At 65.5% G+C, this 21126-nt stretch carries 17 protein-coding genes; 12 read left to right on the top strand and 5 right to left on the bottom strand.

Going from position 1 to position 21126, the window contains the following annotated elements:
* Positions 1-49 precede the first annotated feature (49 nt).
* Both IP69_RS20900 and IP69_RS20895 read left to right on the top strand, forming a co-directional pair.
* Positions 50-535, top strand: coding sequence for a hypothetical protein (locus tag IP69_RS20900; protein ID WP_054144761.1), 486 nt, complete (start codon positions 50-52; stop codon positions 533-535).
* The gene (locus IP69_RS20895; RefSeq protein WP_054144760.1) at positions 528-1760 is read left to right on the top strand and encodes a biotin/lipoyl-binding protein; all 1233 of its coding nucleotides are present in this window, start codon (positions 528-530) and stop codon (positions 1758-1760) included. The genes IP69_RS20900 and IP69_RS20895 overlap by 8 nt, the downstream gene beginning before the upstream one ends.
* A 133-nt stretch (positions 1761-1893) precedes the next feature.
* Here IP69_RS20895 and IP69_RS20890 read toward each other — a convergent pair whose 3' ends face one another.
* The 3 genes from IP69_RS20890 to IP69_RS20880 form a co-directional block, all read right to left on the bottom strand.
* Positions 1894-2607: a hypothetical protein gene (locus IP69_RS20890; protein WP_054144778.1), complete on the bottom strand. Its 714-nt coding sequence runs from the start codon at positions 2605-2607 to the stop codon at positions 1894-1896.
* A gap of 43 nt (positions 2608-2650) precedes the next feature.
* The gene (locus IP69_RS20885) at positions 2651-5854 is read right to left on the bottom strand and encodes a multidrug efflux RND transporter permease subunit (RefSeq protein WP_054144759.1); all 3204 of its coding nucleotides are present in this window, start codon (positions 5852-5854) and stop codon (positions 2651-2653) included.
* Positions 5855-5927: 73 nt separating this feature from the next.
* The gene (locus IP69_RS20880) at positions 5928-7097 is read right to left on the bottom strand and encodes an efflux RND transporter periplasmic adaptor subunit (RefSeq protein WP_054144758.1); all 1170 of its coding nucleotides are present in this window, start codon (positions 7095-7097) and stop codon (positions 5928-5930) included.
* Between the two features lie 228 nt (positions 7098-7325).
* Here IP69_RS20880 and gatB point away from each other — a divergent pair, with 228 nt between their 5' ends.
* The 3 genes from gatB (at position 7326) to IP69_RS20865 (ending at position 9997) form a co-directional block, all read left to right on the top strand.
* The gene (gene gatB / locus IP69_RS20875) at positions 7326-8807 is read left to right on the top strand and encodes an Asp-tRNA(Asn)/Glu-tRNA(Gln) amidotransferase subunit GatB (RefSeq protein WP_054144757.1); all 1482 of its coding nucleotides are present in this window, start codon (positions 7326-7328) and stop codon (positions 8805-8807) included.
* A gap of 139 nt (positions 8808-8946) precedes the next feature.
* Positions 8947-9453 carry a GNAT family N-acetyltransferase gene (locus tag IP69_RS20870; RefSeq protein WP_156323592.1) on the top strand — a complete coding sequence of 169 codons (507 nt, stop codon included), beginning with the start codon at positions 8947-8949 and terminating at the stop codon, positions 9451-9453.
* 37 nt (positions 9454-9490) lie between these two features.
* Entirely contained in the window at positions 9491-9997 is a 507-nt protein-coding gene (locus IP69_RS20865; protein ID WP_054144755.1) for a GNAT family N-acetyltransferase, read from the top strand.
* A 102-nt stretch (positions 9998-10099) separates the two neighbouring features.
* Here IP69_RS20865 and fdhD read toward each other — a convergent pair whose 3' ends face one another.
* Both fdhD and IP69_RS20855 read right to left on the bottom strand, forming a co-directional pair.
* Positions 10100-10918 carry a formate dehydrogenase accessory sulfurtransferase FdhD gene (gene fdhD / locus IP69_RS20860; RefSeq protein WP_054144754.1) on the bottom strand — a complete coding sequence of 273 codons (819 nt, stop codon included), beginning with the start codon at positions 10916-10918 and terminating at the stop codon, positions 10100-10102.
* Complete coding sequence (locus IP69_RS20855) at positions 10915-13197, bottom strand: FdhF/YdeP family oxidoreductase (RefSeq protein ID WP_054144753.1); 2283 nt, start codon at positions 13195-13197, stop codon at positions 10915-10917. The genes fdhD and IP69_RS20855 overlap by 4 nt, the downstream gene beginning before the upstream one ends.
* A gap of 299 nt (positions 13198-13496) precedes the next feature.
* On the opposite strand from IP69_RS20855, the gene IP69_RS20850 reads away from it, so the two are divergent.
* The 7 genes from IP69_RS20850 to IP69_RS22040 all read left to right on the top strand — a co-directional run.
* Entirely contained in the window at positions 13497-16346 is a 2850-nt protein-coding gene (locus tag IP69_RS20850; protein ID WP_054144752.1) for a monovalent cation/H+ antiporter subunit A, read from the top strand.
* Between the two features lies 1 nt (position 16347).
* Positions 16348-16731, top strand: a complete 384-nt coding sequence (locus tag IP69_RS20845; protein WP_054144751.1) for a Na+/H+ antiporter subunit C — start codon at positions 16348-16350, stop codon at positions 16729-16731.
* Positions 16728-18275 (top strand): monovalent cation/H+ antiporter subunit D, encoded by a 1548-nt coding sequence (locus IP69_RS20840; protein WP_054144750.1) that lies wholly within the window; start codon positions 16728-16730, stop codon positions 18273-18275. Before IP69_RS20845 ends, IP69_RS20840 begins: the two co-directional genes overlap by 4 nt.
* Before the next feature lie 3 nt (positions 18276-18278).
* On the top strand, positions 18279-18770 hold the full coding sequence (locus IP69_RS20835) for a Na+/H+ antiporter subunit E (protein WP_054144749.1): 492 nt from the start codon (positions 18279-18281) through the stop codon (positions 18768-18770).
* The gene (locus tag IP69_RS20830; RefSeq protein WP_054144748.1) at positions 18767-19036 is read left to right on the top strand and encodes a K+/H+ antiporter subunit F; all 270 of its coding nucleotides are present in this window, start codon (positions 18767-18769) and stop codon (positions 19034-19036) included. The genes IP69_RS20835 and IP69_RS20830 overlap by 4 nt, the downstream gene beginning before the upstream one ends.
* An 11-nt stretch (positions 19037-19047) precedes the next feature.
* A complete protein-coding gene (locus IP69_RS20825) occupies positions 19048-19422 on the top strand; it encodes a Na+/H+ antiporter subunit G (RefSeq protein ID WP_054144747.1) in 375 nt (124 codons plus the stop codon).
* Between the two features lie 328 nt (positions 19423-19750).
* Positions 19751-21126: DNA translocase FtsK (locus IP69_RS22040; RefSeq protein WP_349236314.1), on the top strand; the 1376-nt coding region annotated here is incomplete at its 3' end.

Genomic DNA, 21126 nt, shown 5'->3' with positions numbered 1-21126 from the left:
GGCCGTGCCGAATGAAGTCGCCCGAGCAGATGGAACCGGGGGGCTTCCTGTGGCGCTACCAATTCATCCGGCGGCGACGCCGCATGTGCCGGCCTTCATTACCCCTCCGGGCGCGACGGATGTTCTGCTGGTCGTGGCGATCGTCACTGTCGTCGGCGCGGTCCTGGCGGTCGGGCTGATCTTCCTGCGGCTGCACACGCTGCCGGAACGGATGGCGCACAAGGCGCACAAGCTTCAGTTCGAGATCGTCGCGGTGCTCGGGCTGCTCGCGCTCTTCACCCATATCCACCTGTTCTGGGTGGCTGGTCTTCTGCTGGCGCTGATCGAGATTCCCGACGTCTGGAACCCGCTGCGCCGGATGGCCGGATCATTGGAAAAGATCGCCGGCCAGGCGCCGGGCGAAGGAGCCCAGGGAGACATAGAGGCGGTCGAGCGGACGCCGACCGAACCTGCGACGGCAGCGATCTCACCCGATCCCGCGCCCGTCCGGACGGAAGCCCAGCCGGCCTCAGCCGGAGGGCCGGCTCATGCTTGAGATCCTGCTGTGCTCGCTGCTGACGATCCTGCCCGACTACCTCTATCGTCGCTATGGACAGGGCAAGCGGATCGGCCACGAGATCACGCTTTACTCGGTCTGGTTCGAGCTGCGCTGGGGCATCATCACCTGCCTGATGCTGGCGGTCGGGCTGATCACGGTGATCTTCTACAACCACCCCTCGACCACCAATGCGACCCTGTTTTTCCGCACGGTGCCGATCGTTCCGGAAACAAATGGGCGGGTCGCCGAGATCCATGCCCGGCAGGGCGAAAAGATCGCCCAGGGCGCTCCCATCTTCAGGCTCGACAGCGTCAAGCAGGAGGCCGCGGTTGAAACCGCTCGCCGCAAGATCGCCGAGGTCGATGCCGCCCTCATCGTCGCGAGGGTCGATATCCAGACCAACGAGGCGAAGATCCAGGAGGCCCGGAGCGCGCTCGAGCAGGCCCTGGACGAACTGCGCACCAAGCAGGAACTGAAGGCCCGCAACTCCGGCACCGTGACCGACCGCGAGATCGAGCGCCTTGAGAATCTCGTCGCGGGGCGCCAGGCGGCCGTGGCCGCTACGGTTGCGGCCCGTGAATCGGCCCAGACGCGGATCTCGGCGCTGCTGCCGGCCGAAAAGGCCAGTGCCGAGGCGGCACTGGCTCAGGCCGAGATCGAGGTGGCCAAGACGGTGATCCGCGCCGGCGTCGCCGGCCACATAGAGCAGTTCGCCCTGAGGGTCGGCGACGTGGTCAACCCGTTCATGCGTCCTGCCGGAATACTCATTCCGGAAGATGCCGGCAGAAAGGCGCTCCAGGCAGGCTTCAATCAGGTCGAGGCGCAGGTTCTCAAGGTGGGCATGATCGCGGAGGTCACCTGTCTCTCAAAGCCCTGGACGATCATCCCGATGGTGGTGACCGATGTGCAGGACTTCATCGCGGCAGGTCAGTTCCGCGGCGGCGAGCAACTCATCGACGCCCAGCAGGTGAGGGCACCCGGCACGATCCTCGCCTTCCTCGAACCGCTCTACGAAGGCGGTCTCGAGGGCGTGGTCCCCGGTAGCAGTTGCATCGCCAATGCCTATACCAGCAATCACGACCGCATCGCTTCCGGCAAGCTGGGTGCGGCGCACAGCGTCGCCTTGCATGCCGTCGATGCGGTCGGGCTGGTTCATGCGCTTCTGCTGCGCATCCAGGCGACGGTGCTGCCGATCAAGCTGCTGGTCTTCAGCGGGCACTAACTCAGTCGCTCGGACGGCGGCCGCAAAAGAGGGCGCGTGCCGCCCTCTCCAGGTTTTTGGCGGCAAGCGCCGCCCTCATCCATCACTGCAGCAACGTGCCGCCCCTCCTCCACCGCGCGGACAAGGGCAACAGCTAATCCCCGCCACCTCCGCCGCACCCACCATCGCCGCCGCCATCACCTGAGCCGCCGTCCGAACTGCTGCTGTCCGAGCGGCCGCTGTCACCCATCCCATCCGTTCCGCCATCATATGACGAGCTCGAGAAATCCCCGCCGCATTGCGAGCCGGCATCGCCATGGCGGCGTAGCTCCGCGCAATCGGGGTGGTAGCGGTAGCCGCCGGGGATGTTCAGCTTGACGTCGAGCGCGAAGAGCAGCGGCAGCCGTGTCGGATTGACCGGGTTGATGCCGTCCAGCCGGCAGCAATGCAGCCAGACGCGGCGCAGGCCAGCATTGTCCTTTTTGCGGCCCCGGGCGAGGGCGACCGCCGGCGTGTGGTGCAGGAAGCCGCCGAAAGCCTGCTGGCAGAATGCCTGATAGGCCCGGGTGTAGAGGATGAACTCGTGCCAGAGGTCGTCCGCCACCTGCGAGGGCATCGCGACATAGGCGCGGCCGCTGTTGAGATAGGCCAGGAAGAACTGCCGCAGGCCCTGCGCAACCAGCGCGCTCTCCTTGCGGGTGAAGCCGCGGTGATGCGCGGCGAGCTTGTCGAGCAGCCCCGGCGGCCATTCATAGGTCCGGATGAACTCGGCCCGCTTCAACCGGCGATAGGTCGGCAGGAACAGCACAGCCGCGATCAGGAGCGTCGCCAGCGGCACGACGATGAGCCCGACTATCCATGGAAACATCGATCGCCCCCGCCGCGTCGAATCCGAGACGGGGGCGATCCAATCACGGGTGAGCGGCGGATGCATCCCCATGCGGCGGCTCTGCGCGCTTCTTCTTGCCAAGGTCGGCCAGCCAGCGCACCACCACATAGAAGACCGGGGTGAAGATCAGGCCGAAGAAGGTCACGCCGAGCATGCCGGAGAACACCGCGATGCCCATCGCCTGCCGCATCTCGGCGCCGGCGCCGACCGAGACGGTCAGTGGCAGCACGCCCAGGATGAAGGCAAGCGACGTCATCAGGATCGGCCGGAGCCGCGTGCGCGCCGCTGCGATGGCGGCATCGCGCCGGTTCATGCCGTCATCTTCAGCCTGCTTGGCGAACTCGACGATCAAAATCGCGTTCTTCGCCGCGAGGCCGACGAGTACGACAAGGCCGATATCGACCAGGATGTTGCGGTCGAGACCGGCATAATTCACCCCGAACATCGCCGCCAGGATACACATCGGCACGATCAGGATGACCGCGAGCGGCAAGAGCCAGCTCTCATAGAGCGCCGCCAGCAGCAGGAAGACGAAGACGACGCCGAGCCCAAAGGCAATGACCGCGGTGTTGCCCGCGAGCTTCTCCTGGAGCGCGATCTCGGTCCATTCGAAGCCGAAGCCGGCGGGAAGGCGCTCGGCCGCGATCTTCTCCACCGCCGCGATGCCCTGGCCGGTCGAATAGCCATGCGCCATCGAGAGCTGAACCTCGGCCGCCGGATAGAGATTGTAGCGCGGCACGCGATAGGCGCCGGTGGTGTTCTGGAAGGAGGCGACCGCGCCGATTGGCACCATCTCGCCATCCGCGTTGCGGGTCTTGAGATTGGCGACGTCTCGATTCGTCTCGCGGAACTGATTGTCGGCCTGCGCGGTGACGCGATAGGTGCGGCCGAGCAGGTTGAAGTCGTTGATATAGGCCGAGCCCATATAGACCGACAGCGTCTCGAAGATGCGCGTCACCGGCACACCGAGCATTTCCGCCTTGGTGCGGTCGATGTCGGCATAGATCTGCGGCGTCTTGGTCGAGAACAGCGTGAAGGGTTGCTGGATGCCCGGAACCTGGCCGGCGGAGCCGGCGACGATCCAGGCGGCGCCTTCGAGCGCAGCCAGGCCGCGCCCGCTGCGATCCTGCACATAGCCCTTCAATCCGCCGCCTGTGCCGATGCCGGGGATGGCGGGCGGCTCGATGACGAGTGTGAAGGCTTCTGAGATGCTGAACATCTGCTGGCGCAGATCGTTCAGGATGCCGGCCGTCGTCAGCCCCGCCTTCTGGCGATCGGGGAATGGGGCGAGCGTCACGAAGGCGACACCGGCATTGGGCGCAATCGTGAAGGTCGCGCCGTCGAGCCCGGCAAAGGCGACGGTATGGGCGACGCCCGGCCGCGACTGCAGCAGCTCATTGGCCCGGCGCAGCACGTCATCGGTGCGCTGAAGCGAGGCACCGGGCGGCAACTGCATGGCGACGATGAAGTAACCGCGATCGAGCTGCGGCACGAGACCGGTCGGCGTCGCGGTCAAACGCTGGGCGGTGAGCGCGATCAGACCCGCATAGACGATGAGCAGGATCACGGCCATGCGAATGAGGCGCGAGGTCAGGCTGCCATAGCCGCGCGACAGCCAGTCGAAGCCCGCGTTGAAGTAATGAAAGAAGCCGCGGACCGGCGCGCCGAGCTTGTAAAAGAAGCCGCGCTTCTGCTGCTCATGCTCGTCATGCTTCTTGTGCGGCTTGAGAAGCACCGCCGACATGGCGGGCGAGAGCGTCAGCGAGACGAAGCATGAGATCGCCGTCGAGGCCGCGATCGTGACCGCGAACTGCTGGTAGAAGGTTCCCTGCAGACCGCTGATGAAGGCCGTGGGGATGAACACCGCGCAGAGCACGAGCGAGATGGCCAGAAGCGCGCCGCCGACCTCGTCCATGGTCTTGTGAGCCGCCTCCTTGGGCGACAGACCCTCGGCCAGATAGCGCTCGACGTTCTCGACCACGACGATGGCGTCATCGACGACGATGCCGATCGCCAGCACGAGAGCGAGCAGCGAGATCGTGTTGAACGAGATGCCCACAGCCGCCATCACCAGGAAGGTTCCGACGAGCGAAACCGGGATGGCGACGATGGGGATGATCGCGGCACGCCAGGTCTGGAGGAACAGGATCACCACCAGAACGACGAGTGCCACGGCCTCGAGCAGGGTGGTGATGACGGCGCGCACCGACTCCCCGATGAATTCGGTCGGGTTGTAGATGATGCGGTGTTCGAGCCCGGCGGGGTACCGCTCGGCCATGGTGTTCATCGTCGCGATGATCGCATCCGACGTCGCCAGGGCGTTCGAACCGGGCCGCTGGAAGACACCGATGGCGACCGTGTCCCGGTTATCGAGATAGGCGTTGGTGGTGTAGTCCTGCGAGCCGAGTTCGACGCGCGCGATATCGCGAATGCGGATGGTGCCGCCATCGGCATCCGAGCGCACGATGATGTTTTCGAACTCCGCGACGTCGGTCAGGCGGCCAAGCGTGTTGACCGAGAGCTGGAACGCCTCGTCCGACCGCGCGGGGGGCTGGTTCAGCGCGCCGGCAGCGACCTGGACGTTGGCCGCCCTGAGCGCGGCGACGACATCGCCGGCGGTCAGGTTGCGGGAGGCCACCTTGGCGGGATCGAGCCAAATCCGCATCGAGAAGTCGCGCGCGCCGAAGATCTGCACGTCGCCGACGCCATCGACGCGGGTGAGCACGTCCTTGACGTAGAGCGAGGCGTAATTGGAAATGTACTGCGGATCGCGCGAGCCGTCCGGCGAGATCATGTTGATGACCATCAGGAAGTCGGGCGAGGCCTTGCGCACGGTCAAGCCGAGCTGACGCACCGCTTCCGGCAAACGCGCCTCGGCCTGCGAAACGCGGTTCTGGACGAGAACCTGAGCCTGGTCGACATCGACGCCGGCCTTGAACACGACGTTGATCGTCACCACGCCGTCGCCTGTCGACTGCGAGGTGATGTAGAGCATGTCGTCGACGCCGTTCACCTCCTGCTCGATCGGCGTCGCCACCGTCGCCGCGACGACTTCGGCGGAGGCGCCCGGATAGACAGCGCGGATCGACACGGTCGGCGGCGCGATCTCCGGATATTCAGAGATCGGCAATGTGCGCAGCGTGATGGCGCCGGCGATCGTGAGAAGGACCGAGAGCACGGTCGCGAAGATCGGTCGGTCAATGAAGAAATGGGCGAAACGGAACATTTTGGTCAGTCCTGGCCTTGACGTCGGGGCGATCGGCCGGCAGCCGTCCGAAGCGTAATGTCGAAGGCGATCGTCACTTCGACGCGGCGAGCTTGATTTCGCCGGGCTGCGGCGTCACCGTCGCTCCAGGGCGCACCATCGGATTGGCAAAGCCGCCGATGATGACCTGATCCTGGGGGGCGAGACCGCTGCGGATCACGCGCAAGCCCCCGGCGATCTGGCCCAGTACGACCGTTTTGGGCACGACCTTGTTCTCGGGCCCGATCGTCAGCACGATCTTGTTGGCCTGGTCTGAGACGATGACGCTGTCGGGAACCAGCAGCGCATCGGCCTCGCCGGAGAACACCCGCAGCCGCCCGAAGGTGCCCGGTGTCAGGAACTGGTCCGTGTTGGGAAACACGACGCGGCCGCGGATCGTGCCCGAGCGGGCGTTCAGCGCGTTGTCGATGAAGTCGATTCGGCCGCGACGCGTCCATTCCTGCTCGTCGGCCAGCCGTACCTCGGCCAGCGTCCCGGACTCCCGCGAGGCGCTGGAGCGCAAATCTTTCGACTGGCGCTGGTACCGCAGATAATCGGCCTCGGAGGCGTCGAAGGTGAAGTAGATCGGATCGACCGCGACGATCGTGGTCAGCAGCGTCGCGCCCGACTGGCCGCCTGCGATGAGGTTACCGGGGTCGACGCGGCGGTTCGATATGCGGCCCGACAAGGGGGCGCGCACCTCGGTCCATTCCAGATTGAGTTCGGCGGTCTTCAGATTGGCCTCGGCGCCCTGCTGGCTGCCGATCGCGCTGTTGAGATTGGCGCGGCGCTGATCGACATCGCGCGCGGTGATGGTGCGGTTCTGGGTCAGGCCCTCGGCGCGCTCGACCTCGTTCTGCGCCAGTTCGACCTGCGCCTTGGCGCGCGCGACCTCGGCCCGGGCGGCATCGACCGCCAGCCGGTAGGGGCGGGGATCGATGGTGAAGAGCAGATCGCCCGTCTTGACCAGGTCGCCATCCTTGAAGTGCAGTGAATCGAGGAAACCCGACACGCGCGCCCGTACCTCGACCTGCTCGCTCGCCTCGAAGCGGCCGGTGAACTCGTCCCAGTTCGTGACACGCTGCGCCAGCGGCGCCGAAACCTGGACCGGCGGTGCCGGGGGGGCGCCCTGAGCAAGCGCGCCCTGGGGGAAAAGAAGGGGAAAAGCGAAGAGCAACGCTGCCGACCGGGCAGCGAGCATCAGACCTGGGCGGCGGTTCGACATGATGTCACTCCGGAGGGCGGGAGCCGGCGCAAACCTGACGGATTGCGGGCGTTGGCGCTAAAAGGGGATGACGCTGACGATTGTCAAGATCCATCACCCCTCACAATCTTCCTCCCAGCCATATTTCGACACAATCGCGACAGGAGGTGTCGGCAGCGCAACAGACGCTTGCCGCCCGCGCGCCGAGGTCGTAACCGTCAGGCACCTTTTCGAGCCGGAAGTCCGACGATGAACGCGCATGCCCGCCCCGCCGACCCCAAGAAGCTGATCAAGGGCGCGACCGGCGACTGGGAGATCGTGATTGGCATGGAGATCCATGCGCAGGTCACCTCCAACGCCAAATTGTTTTCAGGCTCATCGACAGCCTTCGGAGCCGAGCCGAACGCCCATGTCAGCCTCGTCGATGCCGCCATGCCCGGCATGCTGCCCGTCATCAACGCCGAATGTGTCCGCCAGGCGGTTCGCACCGGTCTGGGCCTCAACGCGCAGGTCAACAAGCGTTCGGTCTTCGACCGCAAGAACTACTTCTATCCCGATCTGCCGCAGGGCTACCAGATCAGCCAGTACAAGAGCCCGATCATCGGCGAAGGCGAGATCGTCGTCGATCTCTCGCCGACCGAGCAGATCACCGTCGGGATCGAGCGGCTGCATCTCGAGCAGGATGCCGGCAAGTCGATCCACGACCAGCATCCGACGATGAGCTTCGTCGATCTCAACCGCTCGGGCGTCGCCCTGATGGAGATCGTCTCGCGGCCGGATCTGCGCTCGGCCGACGAGGCGCGCGCCTTCGTGACCAAGCTGCGCACCATCCTGCGCTATCTCGGCACCTGCGACGGCGACATGGAGAAGGGTAATTTGCGCGCCGACGTCAATGTCTCGGTGCGCAAGCCAGGCAGCCCGCTCGGAACGCGCTGCGAGATCAAGAACGTCAACTCGATCCGCTTCATCGGCCAGGCCGTCGATGTCGAAGCCCGCCGCCAGATCGGCATCATCGAGGATGGCGGCACGATCGACCAGGAAACCCGCCTCTACGATCCCGCCAAGAGCGAGACCCGCTCGATGCGCTCCAAGGAAGAGGCGCATGATTACCGCTATTTCCCCGACCCCGATCTGCTGCCGCTGGAATTCGACGACGCCTTCGTCGCCGAGCTGAAGGCGCATCTGCCTGAACTGCCTGACGCCAAGAAGGCCCGCTTCATCGCCGATTACGGCCTCTCGCCCTATGACGCCTCGGTGCTGGTCGCCGAGCGCGAGCAGGCCGACTACTTTGAGGCGGTGGCGACCGGGCGCGATGGCAAGGCCGCCGCCAACTGGGTGATCAACGAGCTCTTCGGCCGCCTCAACAAGGAGGGCCAGGATGTCACGACGTCGCCGGTCTCGGCAGCCCAGCTCGGCGGGCTGGTCGATCTGATCGGCGAGGGCGTGATCTCGGGCCGCATCGCCAAAGACCTGTTCGAGATCCTGTGGTCGGAAGGCGGCGACCCGCGCGAGATCGTCGAGAGCCGCGGCATGAAGCAGGTCACCGACACCGGCGCGATCGAGAAGGCGGTGGACGAGCTGATCGCCGCCAATCCCGACAAGGTCGAGCAGGTCAAGGCGAAGCCCACCATGCTCGGCTGGTTCGTCGGCCAGGCGATGAAGGCCTCGGGCGGCAAGGCCAATCCGCAGGCGCTGAACGAGATTTTGAAAGCGAAGCTGGGGATCGATTAAGCCACCTCGTCATTCCGGACGCAGCGAAGCGGAGCTCCGGAAGCCATCATAGAGCGCAGTGCCCGACGATGGATTCCGGATCGGCGTCGCTGCGCGACTTGTCCGGAATGACGCTCGGCATCATTTGCAGGAATGGTTCATGACCCCAGACGGTCTCATCATCCGCGATGCGCAGACCGCCGACCTGCTGGCCGTGCGTGCGCTCCTGGTCGAGACCTGGCATGCCACCTATGATGGCCTCTACGGCTGGCAGCGCGTCGCCGAAATCACCAATGCCTGGCATTCGCTGGAAAACCTGACGGCCCAGCTTGGCCGTGACGGCGGCACCTTCCTCGTCGCCCTGGTCGAGGACGAGATCATCGCCACGGCTTCGGCGCGGGTCGAGCCAGACGGCGCGGCGCTGGTGACGCGGCTTTATGTGCTGCCGCCCTGGCAAGGCGTCGGCATCGGCCGCACGCTGCTGCAGGTGACACTGGCCTGTTTCCCGCAGGCGCCGGTCGCCAGGCTCGAGGTCGAAAGCCAGAACGAGCCGGCCATCGCCTTCTACGAGCGAATGGGCTTTTTCCTGCAGCGCCAGGCCCGCTTCGACGGGCGCGACGACACCCCAAACACCCTGCTCATGGCCAAGCGTCTGTTCGCAGCCTGAACCAGGACCTGCCACCACCGACCGGGACTGCCTTTCGATGATCACCGCCCCCGCCAAGACCCTCGCCGACGTCGCCAGCGCCGGCATCATCATCCGCCGGGCCCGCCGCGAGGATGTGCCGCGCATCGCCGCGCTGATCATGCTGGGCGCCGCCACCCAGACGATGACGCAAGACGAGATTGCCGTGGAGGCCACCCATCCGGACTACTTCGCCGCCTTTGCCGAAATCGAAGCCTCGCCGCACAACGCCCTCTTCGTGGCGGAGGCCGACGGCGCCGTGGTCGGCACCTTTCAGGTCACGCTGATTCCCGGGCTGGTGGCGCGCGGCCGCATGCGGGCCAAATTCGAGAGCGTCCATGTCGCGCCCGAAAGCCGTGGGCTCGGCATCGGCAGGATCATGATCGCCCACGCCATCGCCTTCGCGCGCGAGCAGGGGGCGGGGATGGCGGAGCTCTCCTCCAACAAGTCGCGCCTCGACGCGCACCGATTCTATGTCAATCTCGGCTTCGCGCAGAGCCATGAGGGCTTCAAGATCGAGCTCTAGTCCGACCCGTGGAGTGGCACGCGCGCTCAGCACCTGCGGATATCGCGCTGGTGCTTCGAGCCCCGACCGAGACAGTTTACGCGGCCGCGATCGCGGGCGGGATCATTGCGCGAGTTCGCCAGCGAAGACCTCGCAGCCATCCTCGCGCGCGACCGAAACCAGGATCAGTCCCGCGGCTCGGGCGCGTGTGACTGCCAGTGAGGTCGGTGCCGAGACGGAGACCAGGGCGGCCGCACCCAGGGTCGCGGTTTTTTCGACCATCTCGTAGGACGCCCGGCTGGTAACGACCACGAAGCCCTCGGCGACGTCGCGCCCCGAACGCAGAACCGCGCCGATGAGCTTGTCGAGCGCATTGTGGCGCCCGACATCCTCCCGCGCCTCCAAGATCACCCCGTCGAGATCGCACCAGACCGCGCCATGGACCGATCGTGTGCGGGCATGAAGCGGTTGGTGCGCGCGCAGATGGGCAACTGCGGCGGCGACGGCGCCGGCGCTGACCGGCTTGCGCGGTGGACGCGCGGGCGTTTTCGAGCGGGGCAGGTCGGCCGCATCCTCGATACCGCAGACACCGCAGGAGGTCCGCCCGCTCAGCCGGCGGATTCGACCCAGATGCTTGCGAAAGCGATCGGGCGTCAGGTCGATGTCGACGGTGACGGCCTCGGGCTCGGCCAGGATGCGGATGCCGCGAATTTCGCCGGTCCCGGCGATGATCCCCTCGGTCAGGCTGAAGCCCGTGACGAAATCCTCCAGGTCGAGCGGGGTCGCCATCATCACCGCATAGGGCACCGAGCCGTATCGGATGTTGACAGGCCATTCGACCGCAATCTCGGTGTCCCGCGCGAGGTTCGATGGGTCGCTGTAGCGCCACCGCGTCGCCGGAACGGGCAGGAAAGCCGGCTCGAGCCCGGGAATTGACATCATTCCGCCGCGACCCGGATAGGGATCGATTTGGCCGCCGGCGTCATGCTCTCCTGCGCGTAGTGCCAGAGCGGCAGCAGGGCGTTGCATTCGGGGAAATAGGCGGCGCAGGTGCCGGCGGGAATGTCGTAATCGATGACCTCGAACCCGCCCATGCTGCGCAGGATTCCGTCATCGACCGCTGTGGTCAGGCGCGCGGTGCCGTGTTTGGCGATGCCGAAGCGGATCCGGTCGTCGGCATTCATCATCACGATCATGCGCGAGCTATGGATGCCGCGCAGCCGATCCGAACAGCCATAGACCGTGGTGTTGAACTGGTCGTTCGAACGCAGCGTGATCAGGCGCAGGATGCTGGAATCAAGCCCGTCGTCGAAGCTGGCCGACAGCTTTGTCGGCACCGCGAAATTCGCCTTGCCGGTCTCTGTCTCCCACTGGCGCTCGCGGGCCCCGATCGGCCGGGCAAAGCCGCCGGGCATATCGAGCCGCTGGTTGAAGGCGCTGAAATCCTTGGGATAGGTCTGTTCGATCGCGTTCCGGACCTTGCCGTAATCGCCCACCCACTCATCCCAGGGAACGTTCGGATTGGGTGCGAGCGTCGCCTTCGCCAATTCGGCCACGATCCGCGGTTCGGACAGCAGGGTCTCCGCCGCCGGCTTCCACTTGCCGCGGGAGGAGTGAATGCGTGTGGTCGAATCCTCGACCGTCACGATCTGGGGACCGCTGGCCTGCTCGTCGATCTCGGAGCGGACCATCGTCGGCAGCAGATAAGTCGTCTTGCCAGGTATGAGATGGCAGCGATTGAGCTTGGTCGCGATCTGCACCGAGAGATCAATGCCGCTCCATTTCGCTTCCATCAACTCGCGCTCGGGAATGGCACGCACGAAATTGCCGCCGAGCCCGATAAAGGCGCGCACGCCGCCGGCGACGATCGCCTCGCAGCTCTCGACGGTCGCCAAACCGTCCTCGCGTGGCGGCTCGAACCCGTACTGCTGCGCCAGGCGATCGAGCGGGACGAGAGCGACCTTCTCCGAGATTCCGACCGTGCGCTGTCCCTGGACGTTCGAATGTCCCCGGATCGGGCAGATGCCTGAGCCCGGCTTACCGATATGCCCGCCCATCAGCAGCAGGTTGACCAATGTCCGGATGCTGTCGACCCCGAGCTTGTGCTGGGTCAGCCCCATGCCGTAGATCGCAATCACCGCCTTGGCCTTGGCAAAGGTCGCTGCGGCGGCCTCGATCGAGGCCCGCGGCAAGCCGGAAGCCTCGATGATCTCGGCCCAGCCCGTCTCTCGCAGTTTTGCCTCGAAGGCCGGAAAGCCGTCGGTGTGATGTGCGATGAAAGCCTCGTCGAGCACCAGCGGGCGGCCTGAGGCCCGTGCCTCGTCGTTCCAGGCGAGCAGCATCTTGCCGATACCCAGCATGGCCGCGATGTCGCCGGCGGCACGGACCTGATAATACTGGGTTGCGATTTGCGTCGGCGTGTTGGCGATCATCTGACCTGGCCGCTGCGGACTGACGAAGGCCTCCCAGCCGCGCTCGCGCAGCGGGTTGAAGACGACGATGGGGACGTCGCGTTCGCGGGCCTCCTGCAGATCATGCAGCAGGCGGGGCGAGTTGGTCCCGACATTCTGACCGAACGAGAAGATGCAGTCCGTCTTCTTGAAATCCTCAAGCAGAACGGTGCCGACCGAGGTGCCGATGCTCAGCGGCAGCGCGACCGAGGTCGTCTCGTGGCACATGTTCGACGAGTCGGGCAGGTTGTTGTGCCCATAAAGCCGCGCAAAGAGCTGATACATGTAGGAGGTCTCGAGCGACGCACGGCCCGATGCATAGAACACCGTCGCCTTCGGATCGTAACCTTTGAGCTTCGCCCCGATATCGGCGAAGGCCTCGTCCCAGGTAACCGGCAGATAGCGGTCACTCGCGGGGTCGTGCCGCATGGGGTGCGTCAGGCGGCCCTCATTCTCGAGGTCGAAGTCGGACCAGTTGCGCAATTCGCTGAGGGTGTGTCGCGCGAAGAAATCCGGCGTCGTGCGCTTTTTGGTCAAATCCCAGAAGGTCGCCTTGGCGCCGTTCTCGCAGAACTCGGCGAGATGCGGCTTGCCGGGCTTGGTCCAGGCGCAGCTCGTGCAGGCATAACCTCCAGGCTTGTTATGGTCGCGCAGGAGAAGTGCTGCGGTCCCGACCGCCTGTTGCCGGATGGCGTGCTGACCGAGCGAAAAAACCGAGCCCCAGCCCCCCGTGGGCTGCTGGTAAGGCTTGTAGCGTGCGCGGCGGGCCATGGTTTGCTCCTGCAAGGGTCCTGCCGACCCAATGGGCCGGCGCCGCGATGGTTCCTTCACGATGTGAGCGGTGCGGATTGTCCCGCCGGCTGTTCAGGCGGACTGCGGCCGTTCCGGCCCACCTTGGCAAACCGACACCCTGACGGTGGCGCGACGGGCGATATCCGAGCTAGAACGAATCCTGAAAAATGAATAGCGTGATTGTGTCGGTCTGCTGCTCCTGTATGGGCGGAGGTCGGACTATCGCTTTCTCATGCCGTTGTGATTTTACAATCGACTATCGACGAGGCCGTTATTTTATGAACCTGTGGCTGATCCCGCTGATACCGTTCTTCGCGGCCGCATTGCCTCCCTTGACGATCCGCTCGGGGCGGAATGTCTGCGCCGCGGTGACGGGAACGGCGACGTTGCTGGCGATGGCGCTGCTGCTCTCGCATGCGCCGGCCGTCTATCGCGGCGAGATCGTGCAGGCGCGGCTGGACTGGCTGCCCCAGATCGGCCTGTCGTTTTCCTTCTTCATCGACGGGCTGGGCCTGTTCTTCGCCGCGATGATCCTCGGCATCGGCCTGCTAGTGATCGTCTACGCGCGCTATTACCTCAGCTCCAGCGACCCGATGGGGCGCTTCTATGCCTATCTGCTGCTGTTCCAGGGCGCGATGGTGGGTGTCGTCCTGTCCGACAACATCCTGCTCCTGCTGGTGTTCTGGGAACTGACCAGCCTGACCTCCTTTCTGCTGATCGGCTACTGGCGCCATCTGCCCGAGGCCCGGCAGGGCGCGCGGATGGCGCTGGTCGTCACCGGGGGCGGTGGGCTGGCCCTGATCGCCGGCATGCTGATGCTGGGCAACATCGCCGGGTCCTATGACCTCTCGGTGATCCTGCAGCGCGGCGACCTGATCAAGGCCTCGCCGCTCTATCTGCCGATGCTGCTGCTCGTGCTGGGCGGCGCCTTCACCAAGTCGGCGCAGTTTCCGTTCCATTTCTGGCTGCCGCACGCCATGGCCGCGCCGACGCCGGTTTCGGCCTATCTCCACTCCGCCACCATGGTGAAGGCCGGGATCTTCCTGCTGGCGCGGCTGTGGCCGGTGCTCGCCGGCACCGAGGCCTGGTTTCTGATCGTGGCGCCGGTGGGGCTCGTCACCATGCTGGTCGCGGCCTGGATCGCGATCTTTAAGGACGATCTGAAAGGGCTTCTGGCCTTTTCGACCGTCAGCCATCTCGGCCTGATGACGATGCTACTCGGCTTCGGCACGCCGATGGCGGCGGTCGCCGCCGTGTTCCACATCCTCAACCACGCCACCTTCAAGGCGGCGCTCTTCATGGGGGCCGGCATTATCGATCACGAGGCCGGAACGCGCGATATCCGCCGGCTCGGCGGGCTCATGATGCTGATGCCGATCACCGCGACGCTGGTCCTGATCGCCTCCGCCTCGATGGCGGGCATCCCGCTGTTCAACGGCTTTCTGTCCAAGGAACTGATGCTGGAGGAGGCGTTGAAGACCTCCTATGCCGGCATGCCCTGGCTGGTGCCGGTGATGGCCGGACTGGCGACTTTGTTTTCGGTCGCCTATTCGGCAAGGCTGGCCGTGCGCGTGTTCTTCGGTCCGAAGCGGCACGACTACCCGTCCCACCCGCATGACCCGCCTGTCGGGATGTGGGGCCCGGTCGCGTTCCTCGTCGTGCTGGTCGTGGCGATCGGGCTCCTGCCGGCGCTGATCGCGGGGCCGATCGTCGAACGCACGGCGCTGGCGGTCATCGGCGGGCCGTTGCCGTCCTATTATCTGGCGATCTGGCATGGCGTCACGCCGGCTCTGCTCGTCAGCATGGGCGCGCTCGCCGGTGGCGCGGCCCTGTTCCTGGCGTATCGGCAGATCAACGAGATCCGGCTGAGCCTGCCGCGCCCCGACGCCAAGACGCTGTTCGACCGCGCCATTGAGTGGTTGGTGGCGGGCGCGAACTGGAGCATCGCACGCTCCCATACCGGCTCGCTGCAGCTCTATTTCGTCATCATCGTCGCCGCCGTTGTGGTGCTGGCGGCCGGCGGTTTCTGGACCGCTTCGCATGGCCTCGGCACGCGCCCGGTGCTGCCGATGTCGCTGCCGGCCGTGGTCGCCTGGCTCGCGCTTGTCGTGGCCAGCCTGGCGGCAGTTCTGCGCCATCATGACCGTGTCTTCGCACTGGTGCTGACAAGCGTCGTCGGCCTGGTGGTATCGCTCGTTTTCCTGCAGTTCTCGGCGCCCGATCTCGCCTTGACGCAGATCTCCGTCGATGTCGTGACCACCGTCCTTCTGCTGCTCTCGCTCAATCTGCTGCCGAAGACGACGCCCAGGGAGGGCACGCCGCTGTTGCGCTGGCGTGATGCTGGAATCGCGACGGTCGCCGGCCTCGGGGTCGCCGGGCTGGTCTATGCGGTGATGACTCGGGGCTTCGAGACCATCTCGGCCTATCATCTGGAGCAGTCGAAGCCCGGGGGCGGCGGCACCAATGTCGTCAACGTCATCCTCGTCGACTTCCGCGGCTTCGATACGTTTGGCGAGATCATCGTGCTCGGCATCGCCGCACTGGCGATCTTCGCGCTGCTGGATCATCCCTTCGGCCGGGCCTCGGCGCGCCGGCTGGCGAGCATCCGCTTCGCTGAGGAGGCGCGCGACGCCCACCCCCTCATGCTCGTCGTCGCAACCCGGGCACTGCTGCCGCTGGCGCTGACGGTCGGCGTCTACATCTTCTTGCGCGGCCATAATCTGCCTGGCGGCGGCTTCATCGCCGGCCTCGTCGTGGCGATGGCGCTGATCATGCAGTACATGGCCAGCGGCTATGTCTGGGCCAATGCCCGCGCCCGGATCGACTCGACGGCCATGATCGGGGCCGGGATCGTCATCGCCGGCCTCACCGGCATCGGATCCTGGGTGTTCGGCCGGCCCTTCCTGACCAGCTCCTTCGATTATTTCTCGCTGCCGCTGGTCGGGCAGTTCGAACTGGCGACGGCGATGGCCTTCGATCTCGGCGTCTTCCTCGCCGTCGTCGGTGCCGTGTTGTTGTCGCTGTCGCAGATTTCGCGCGTCCAGCAGCGAGCCGAGCGCTCGCCCGTGACCGATCATCCGATGGACATCGTGCTCGACACTGATCCCGCCGTCGTGAAGGAGGCTTGAGGTGGAGTTGCTTGTCGCCAGCGCAACGGGCGTGATGACGGCGGTGGGAATCTATCTCCTGCTGCGCGCACGGACGTTCCCGGTCATTCTCGGTCTCACCTTTCTGACCTATGCGGTGAACCTCTTCCTGTTCGCGATGGGCCGTCTGACGATCAACCAGCCGCCTGTCATCAGCGCGCTGGCCGCAGGCTATGCCGATCCGCTGCCGCAGGCGCTTGTCCTGACGGCGATCGTGATCTCCTTCGGCATGACCGCGCTGATCGTGGTGCTGGCGCTGCGTGGCTTCCTGGAATCGGGCACAGACGCGGTCGATCTCGATCTTCCCGACGACGGCGACCCAGGGAAGTCCGTCGCCAGTGGCGACAAGGCACGGCTGCCATCATGAACCACTGGATTGTCCTGCCCACGGTTCTGCCGGCGATGACGGCGGCGCTGCTCATCCTGGCACTGCCGCATAACCTCACAAACCAGCGCATCGTCTCGGTCGGCGCGACACTGCTGATGCTGGTGCTTGCCATCGGCCTCGTTGTGCTGTCGAGCGACGGCACGCCACGAGCCTATTTCCTCGGCAACTGGCCGGCCCCGTTCGGCATCGTGCTGGTGCTGGACCGGCTGTCGGCGATCATGTTGCTGCTCAGCGCGGCGCTGGCACTGGCGGTCACGATCTATGCCTGCGCCGGCTGGGACACGCGGGGGCGGCATTTCCATGCGCTGATGCAGTTCCAGCTTCTCGGCGTCAATGGTGCCTTCCTGACCGGGGATCTGTTCAACCTGTTCGTCTTCTTCGAGGTCATGCTGATCGCCTCCTATGGGCTGATGCTGCATGGCGGCGGTGCGGTGCGCCTGAAGGCGGGGTTCCACTATGTCGCGATCAACCTGATCGCCTCGACGCTGTTCCTGTTCGGCGTCGGCCTGATCTATGCGATCACCGGCACGCTCAACATGGCCGATCTCGCCGGCAAGGTCGCGGCCGTCTCCGCCGACAACCAGGCGCTTTTGAAAACCGGGGCGATGCTGCTGTTTGCAGTGTTCGCCACCAAGGCGGCGCTGGTGCCGCTGCACTGGTGGCTGCCGAGTGCCTATGCGGCGACCTCGGCACCGGCCGCCGCGATGTTCATGATCATGACCAAGGTCGGCGCCTATGCGATCATCCGCGTCTATGGGCTGATCTTCGGGGCGGATGCGGGGCCGCTTGGTGCCATCGTCGCGCCCCTCGTCATCCCGGCAGCCCTTGTCACCCTCGCCGTCGGCGCTGTGGGCGTCTTGGCCAGCCGGCAGCTGCGCGATCTCGTCTGCTTCTCGGTCATCGCCTCGATGGGCAATCTCCTGATCGCGGTGGGCCTGTTCGACGGTCCCGGCACCACAGCCGCGCTCTACTATCTGATCCACAGCACGCTGGCGGGCGCCGCCCTGTTCCTGCTGGTCGATGTGATCGCAAAGCGACGTGGCAAGGATCTCGACCGGCTGGTGCCCGCGCCGGCGATTGCCCATGAGACGCTTCTGGGCGCGATGTTCTTTCTGGCCGCCATCGCCATGGTCGGCATGCCGCCTCTGTCGGGCTTCCTCGGCAAGCTCCTGATCCTCGACGCGACGCGTAACGCGGCCCACGCACCGCTGATCTGGACTGTGGTTCTCGGCGCGAGCTTGCTGATGATCATCGGCTACGCGCGGGCCGGCTCGGTGATCTTCTGGAACAATCCAAAGCCGACACCAGATTCGGCCGCACCGCCGGTTCGGAGCGGTTCCAACAGGTTGGCCGCAACCGCGCTCGTGCCCATCATCGTCATCGGCCTGCTGCTGGCGGGGACGGCTGCGCTGTCGCTGGGCGCGGGTCCGCTCACGGCCGCTTTCGAGGCGACGTCGGTGCAACTGCTCGACAGGGCCGGCTATATCCGCGCGGTTCTGACACCCGGCGCGGGGGAGAACTAGGCCATGGCCATGCGCTTCTTCCCACATCCCCTGCTGACCGTCTGGATCGTCGCGGTCTGGGTCCTGCTCGCCAACGAGGTCACCTTCGGCCATCTGGTGCTGGGGCTGATCCTGGGCATCCTGATTCCGCTGGCGACCAGCGCCTACTGGCCCGGCCGCCCCCGTGTCGGTGCCCCTATGATGATGATCGAGTTCATGCTGGTCGTGCTCTGGGACATCGTCGTATCGAATATCCAGGTCGCGTTCCTGATCCTGTTTCGCCGGGGCGACAGCCTGCAGTCGCGCTTCATCACCGTGCCGCTTGATCTCAAATCGCCCGAGGCCATCACCGTGCTTGCCGGGACGATCACGATGACGCCCGGCACCGTCTCGAGCGATGTCAGCGCCGATGGACGCGCCTTGCTGGTGCACTGCCTCGAAACCGATGGGGCCGACGAGACGATCGCCCAGATCAAGCATCGCTACGAACGCCGCTTGAAGAGGATCTTCGAATGATCGCAATCGCCTGTCAGATCGCGATGGCCGTCGCCAGCCTCGCCATCCTGCTCAATCTCTACCGCATGGCGATCGGTCCCGACGTCACCGATCGCGTCCTGGCTTTGGACACGATGGTCATCAACGCGATCGGGCTGATCGTGCTGCTGGGCATCTACTACGGCACGACTTTGTATTTCGAAGCAGCGATGCTGATCGCCATGGTCGGCTTCGTGACGACCGTGGCGTTCTGCAAATACCTGCTCCGCGGCAATGTGATCGAGTAAGGACCCCGAGCATGCAATGGATTGGCGAATTGGCCGTCTCGGCCTTGATCCTCATCGGGGCCTTCTTCCTGCTCGTCGGCTCGTTTGGCCTGGCCAAGCTGCCCGACATGATGCGCAGACTGCACGGTCCTTCCAAATCGACGACGCTCGGCATCGGCTCGCTGCTGATCGCCTCGATGCTGCATTTCGCGATGGCGAGCGGCCATGTCTCGTTCCACGAATTGCTGATCACCATCTTCCTGTTCCTGACCGCGCCGGTAACCGCGCATATGCTGGCCAAGGCCCATATCCTGCGCTCCCAGGCCGACCGGAACAGCCTGCCATCGACGGGTCGACCCGACGGCTGGGCTACCCTCGACGTTCCCAAGCGCGCCGCGGAGAAGTGACCCGTGTCGCCGCCCGGACCAGGTGATGCGGACGAAGATCGAACGATCCGAGGCTTCGCCTTCATTGCCTCTTAACGCTGTGACGATAGGCGTTGCTCTTGGTTGAGTTCGTCAGAGTCCGCGGTATCCCATGCGTCAGTCCGGCCTTCACACATCCGCGCAAGTTGTTGCCGGTGAACGCTTTTCTCCTCTTGCCGACACGGCATCTGGCCCCGGTGCGCAGGGCGTCCCAACCCCGCGACCCGATGCTGACGCGCCGCAGGTGCGGTTCTGGCGCACGCCCGACCGCCTGATCGATCGGGTGTGGGCGAGGCCGTCAGACGCTGCCATGCCTCCGCAGATGGACCCTTCCGACGGCTTGACGATCGAGGGTGAGGCCTTGGCTGTGGTCGAGGACGCATACGCCGTGGTCGAGGAGCCGCAGACAGCTATCGAGCCACCGGTCGCGACGACGCCGCTTTCGCTGATTTCCGACCACGCTTTCTGGGAGGTCGTCTCGGGCGATCGGTCCGACGAGGCGCAGACGGCGCTCACCGAGGCTGGCGCGCATCCCCGCGAAGCTGAGATGCCCGTCGCCGAGCCGGCCACGCGCACCGTCTCGCAGGCTCCGCCCGCGCCGTTTCGCCCGGCGGTGACGCCGACGGTGCATCGGCGTACAGCGCCGTCGCCACAGGCTTCTGGCCGCGTCACGTTCCGTCCAGCGGCCAGGGCGCTACAGCCTGCTCTCGCGATCTCCAGGGTGGCCGAGCCGGTCGAGGTGCCCGTGCCGGGCCGTGGGGTCGTCGTCAACCGCAGGGCCCGGGCCGAGATCTCGGCGCAGTCGCCTGAACCGGCCGAGGACGAGGCGGGTCAGGTCCCGCGGATCGCGCCGCCGGCCCCTTTCGAGCTGCCGTCCATCACAATTCTGGCCGAGCCCCCGGTGATCGAGACCGCGATCCCCACGGAAGTGCTGCAGCAGAATGCCGGCTATCTCGAAGGCGTGCTGGAAGACTTCAATGTCAGGGGTGAAATCGTCCAGGCCTGCCCCGGCCCTGTCGTCACGCTCTACGAGCTCGAACCCGCGCCGGGCACCAAATCCTCCCGCGTGATTTCGCTGGCCGACGACATCGCCCGTTCGATGAGCGCGATTTCGGCGCGCGTGGCGGTGATTCCCGGCAAGAACGCGATCGGCATCGAACTGCCCAATGCGCGCCGTGAGACCGTTTTCCTGCGCGAGCTGCTCGCCAGCCAGGATTTCGAGAGCTCCAAGCACAAGCTCGCTCTGGGTCTTGGCAAGACCATCGGCGGCGAGCCAGTGATCGTCGATCTCGCCAAGATGCCGCATCTGCTGGTCGCCGGCACGACCGGCTCGGGCAAGTCGGTGGCGATCAACACCATGATCCTGTCGCTGCTCTACCGGCTCACCCCGCAGCAGTGCCGGCTGATCATGGTCGATCCCAAGATGCTGGAATTGTCGGTTTATGACGGCATTCCCCATCTGCTCACGCCTGTCGTCACCGACCCGAAGAAGGCGGTCGTCGCCCTGAAATGGGCGGTGCGCGAGATGGAGGAGCGCTACAAGAAGATGTCGAAGCTCTCGGTGCGCAACATCGACGGCTTCAACGCCCGCGTCGTCGAGGCTGCCGCCGCGGGCGAGGTCATCACCCGCACTGTGCAGACCGGCTTCGACCGCCATTCCGGCGAGGCGATCTACGAGGACGAGGT

This window comes from Allobosea sp. AAP35, assembly GCF_001295925.1.
Classification (GTDB): Bacteria; Pseudomonadota; Alphaproteobacteria; order Rhizobiales; family Beijerinckiaceae; genus Allobosea.
This window is presented reverse-complemented; position numbering and strand designations above follow the sequence as displayed.

Coding starts and splice junctions, on each gene's coding strand:
- IP69_RS20870 (WP_156323592.1), top strand. CDS start 8,947: ATGACCCCAGACGGTCTCATCATCCGCGATGCGCAGACCGCCGACCTG.
- IP69_RS20855 (WP_054144753.1), bottom strand. CDS start 13,197: ATGGCCCGCCGCGCACGCTACAAGCCTTACCAGCAGCCCACGGGGGGC.
- gatB (WP_054144757.1), top strand. CDS start 7,326: ATGAACGCGCATGCCCGCCCCGCCGACCCCAAGAAGCTGATCAAGGGC.
- IP69_RS20890 (WP_054144778.1), bottom strand. CDS start 2,607: ATGTTTCCATGGATAGTCGGGCTCATCGTCGTGCCGCTGGCGACGCTC.
- IP69_RS20895 (WP_054144760.1), top strand. CDS start 528: ATGCTTGAGATCCTGCTGTGCTCGCTGCTGACGATCCTGCCCGACTAC.
- IP69_RS20885 (WP_054144759.1), bottom strand. CDS start 5,854: ATGTTCCGTTTCGCCCATTTCTTCATTGACCGACCGATCTTCGCGACC.
- IP69_RS20865 (WP_054144755.1), top strand. CDS start 9,491: ATGATCACCGCCCCCGCCAAGACCCTCGCCGACGTCGCCAGCGCCGGC.
- fdhD (WP_054144754.1), bottom strand. CDS start 10,918: ATGATGTCAATTCCCGGGCTCGAGCCGGCTTTCCTGCCCGTTCCGGCG.
- IP69_RS20835 (WP_054144749.1), top strand. CDS start 18,279: ATGGCCATGCGCTTCTTCCCACATCCCCTGCTGACCGTCTGGATCGTC.
- IP69_RS20825 (WP_054144747.1), top strand. CDS start 19,048: ATGCAATGGATTGGCGAATTGGCCGTCTCGGCCTTGATCCTCATCGGG.
- IP69_RS20830 (WP_054144748.1), top strand. CDS start 18,767: ATGATCGCAATCGCCTGTCAGATCGCGATGGCCGTCGCCAGCCTCGCC.
- IP69_RS20840 (WP_054144750.1), top strand. CDS start 16,728: ATGAACCACTGGATTGTCCTGCCCACGGTTCTGCCGGCGATGACGGCG.
- IP69_RS20880 (WP_054144758.1), bottom strand. CDS start 7,097: ATGTCGAACCGCCGCCCAGGTCTGATGCTCGCTGCCCGGTCGGCAGCG.
- IP69_RS20850 (WP_054144752.1), top strand. CDS start 13,497: ATGAACCTGTGGCTGATCCCGCTGATACCGTTCTTCGCGGCCGCATTG.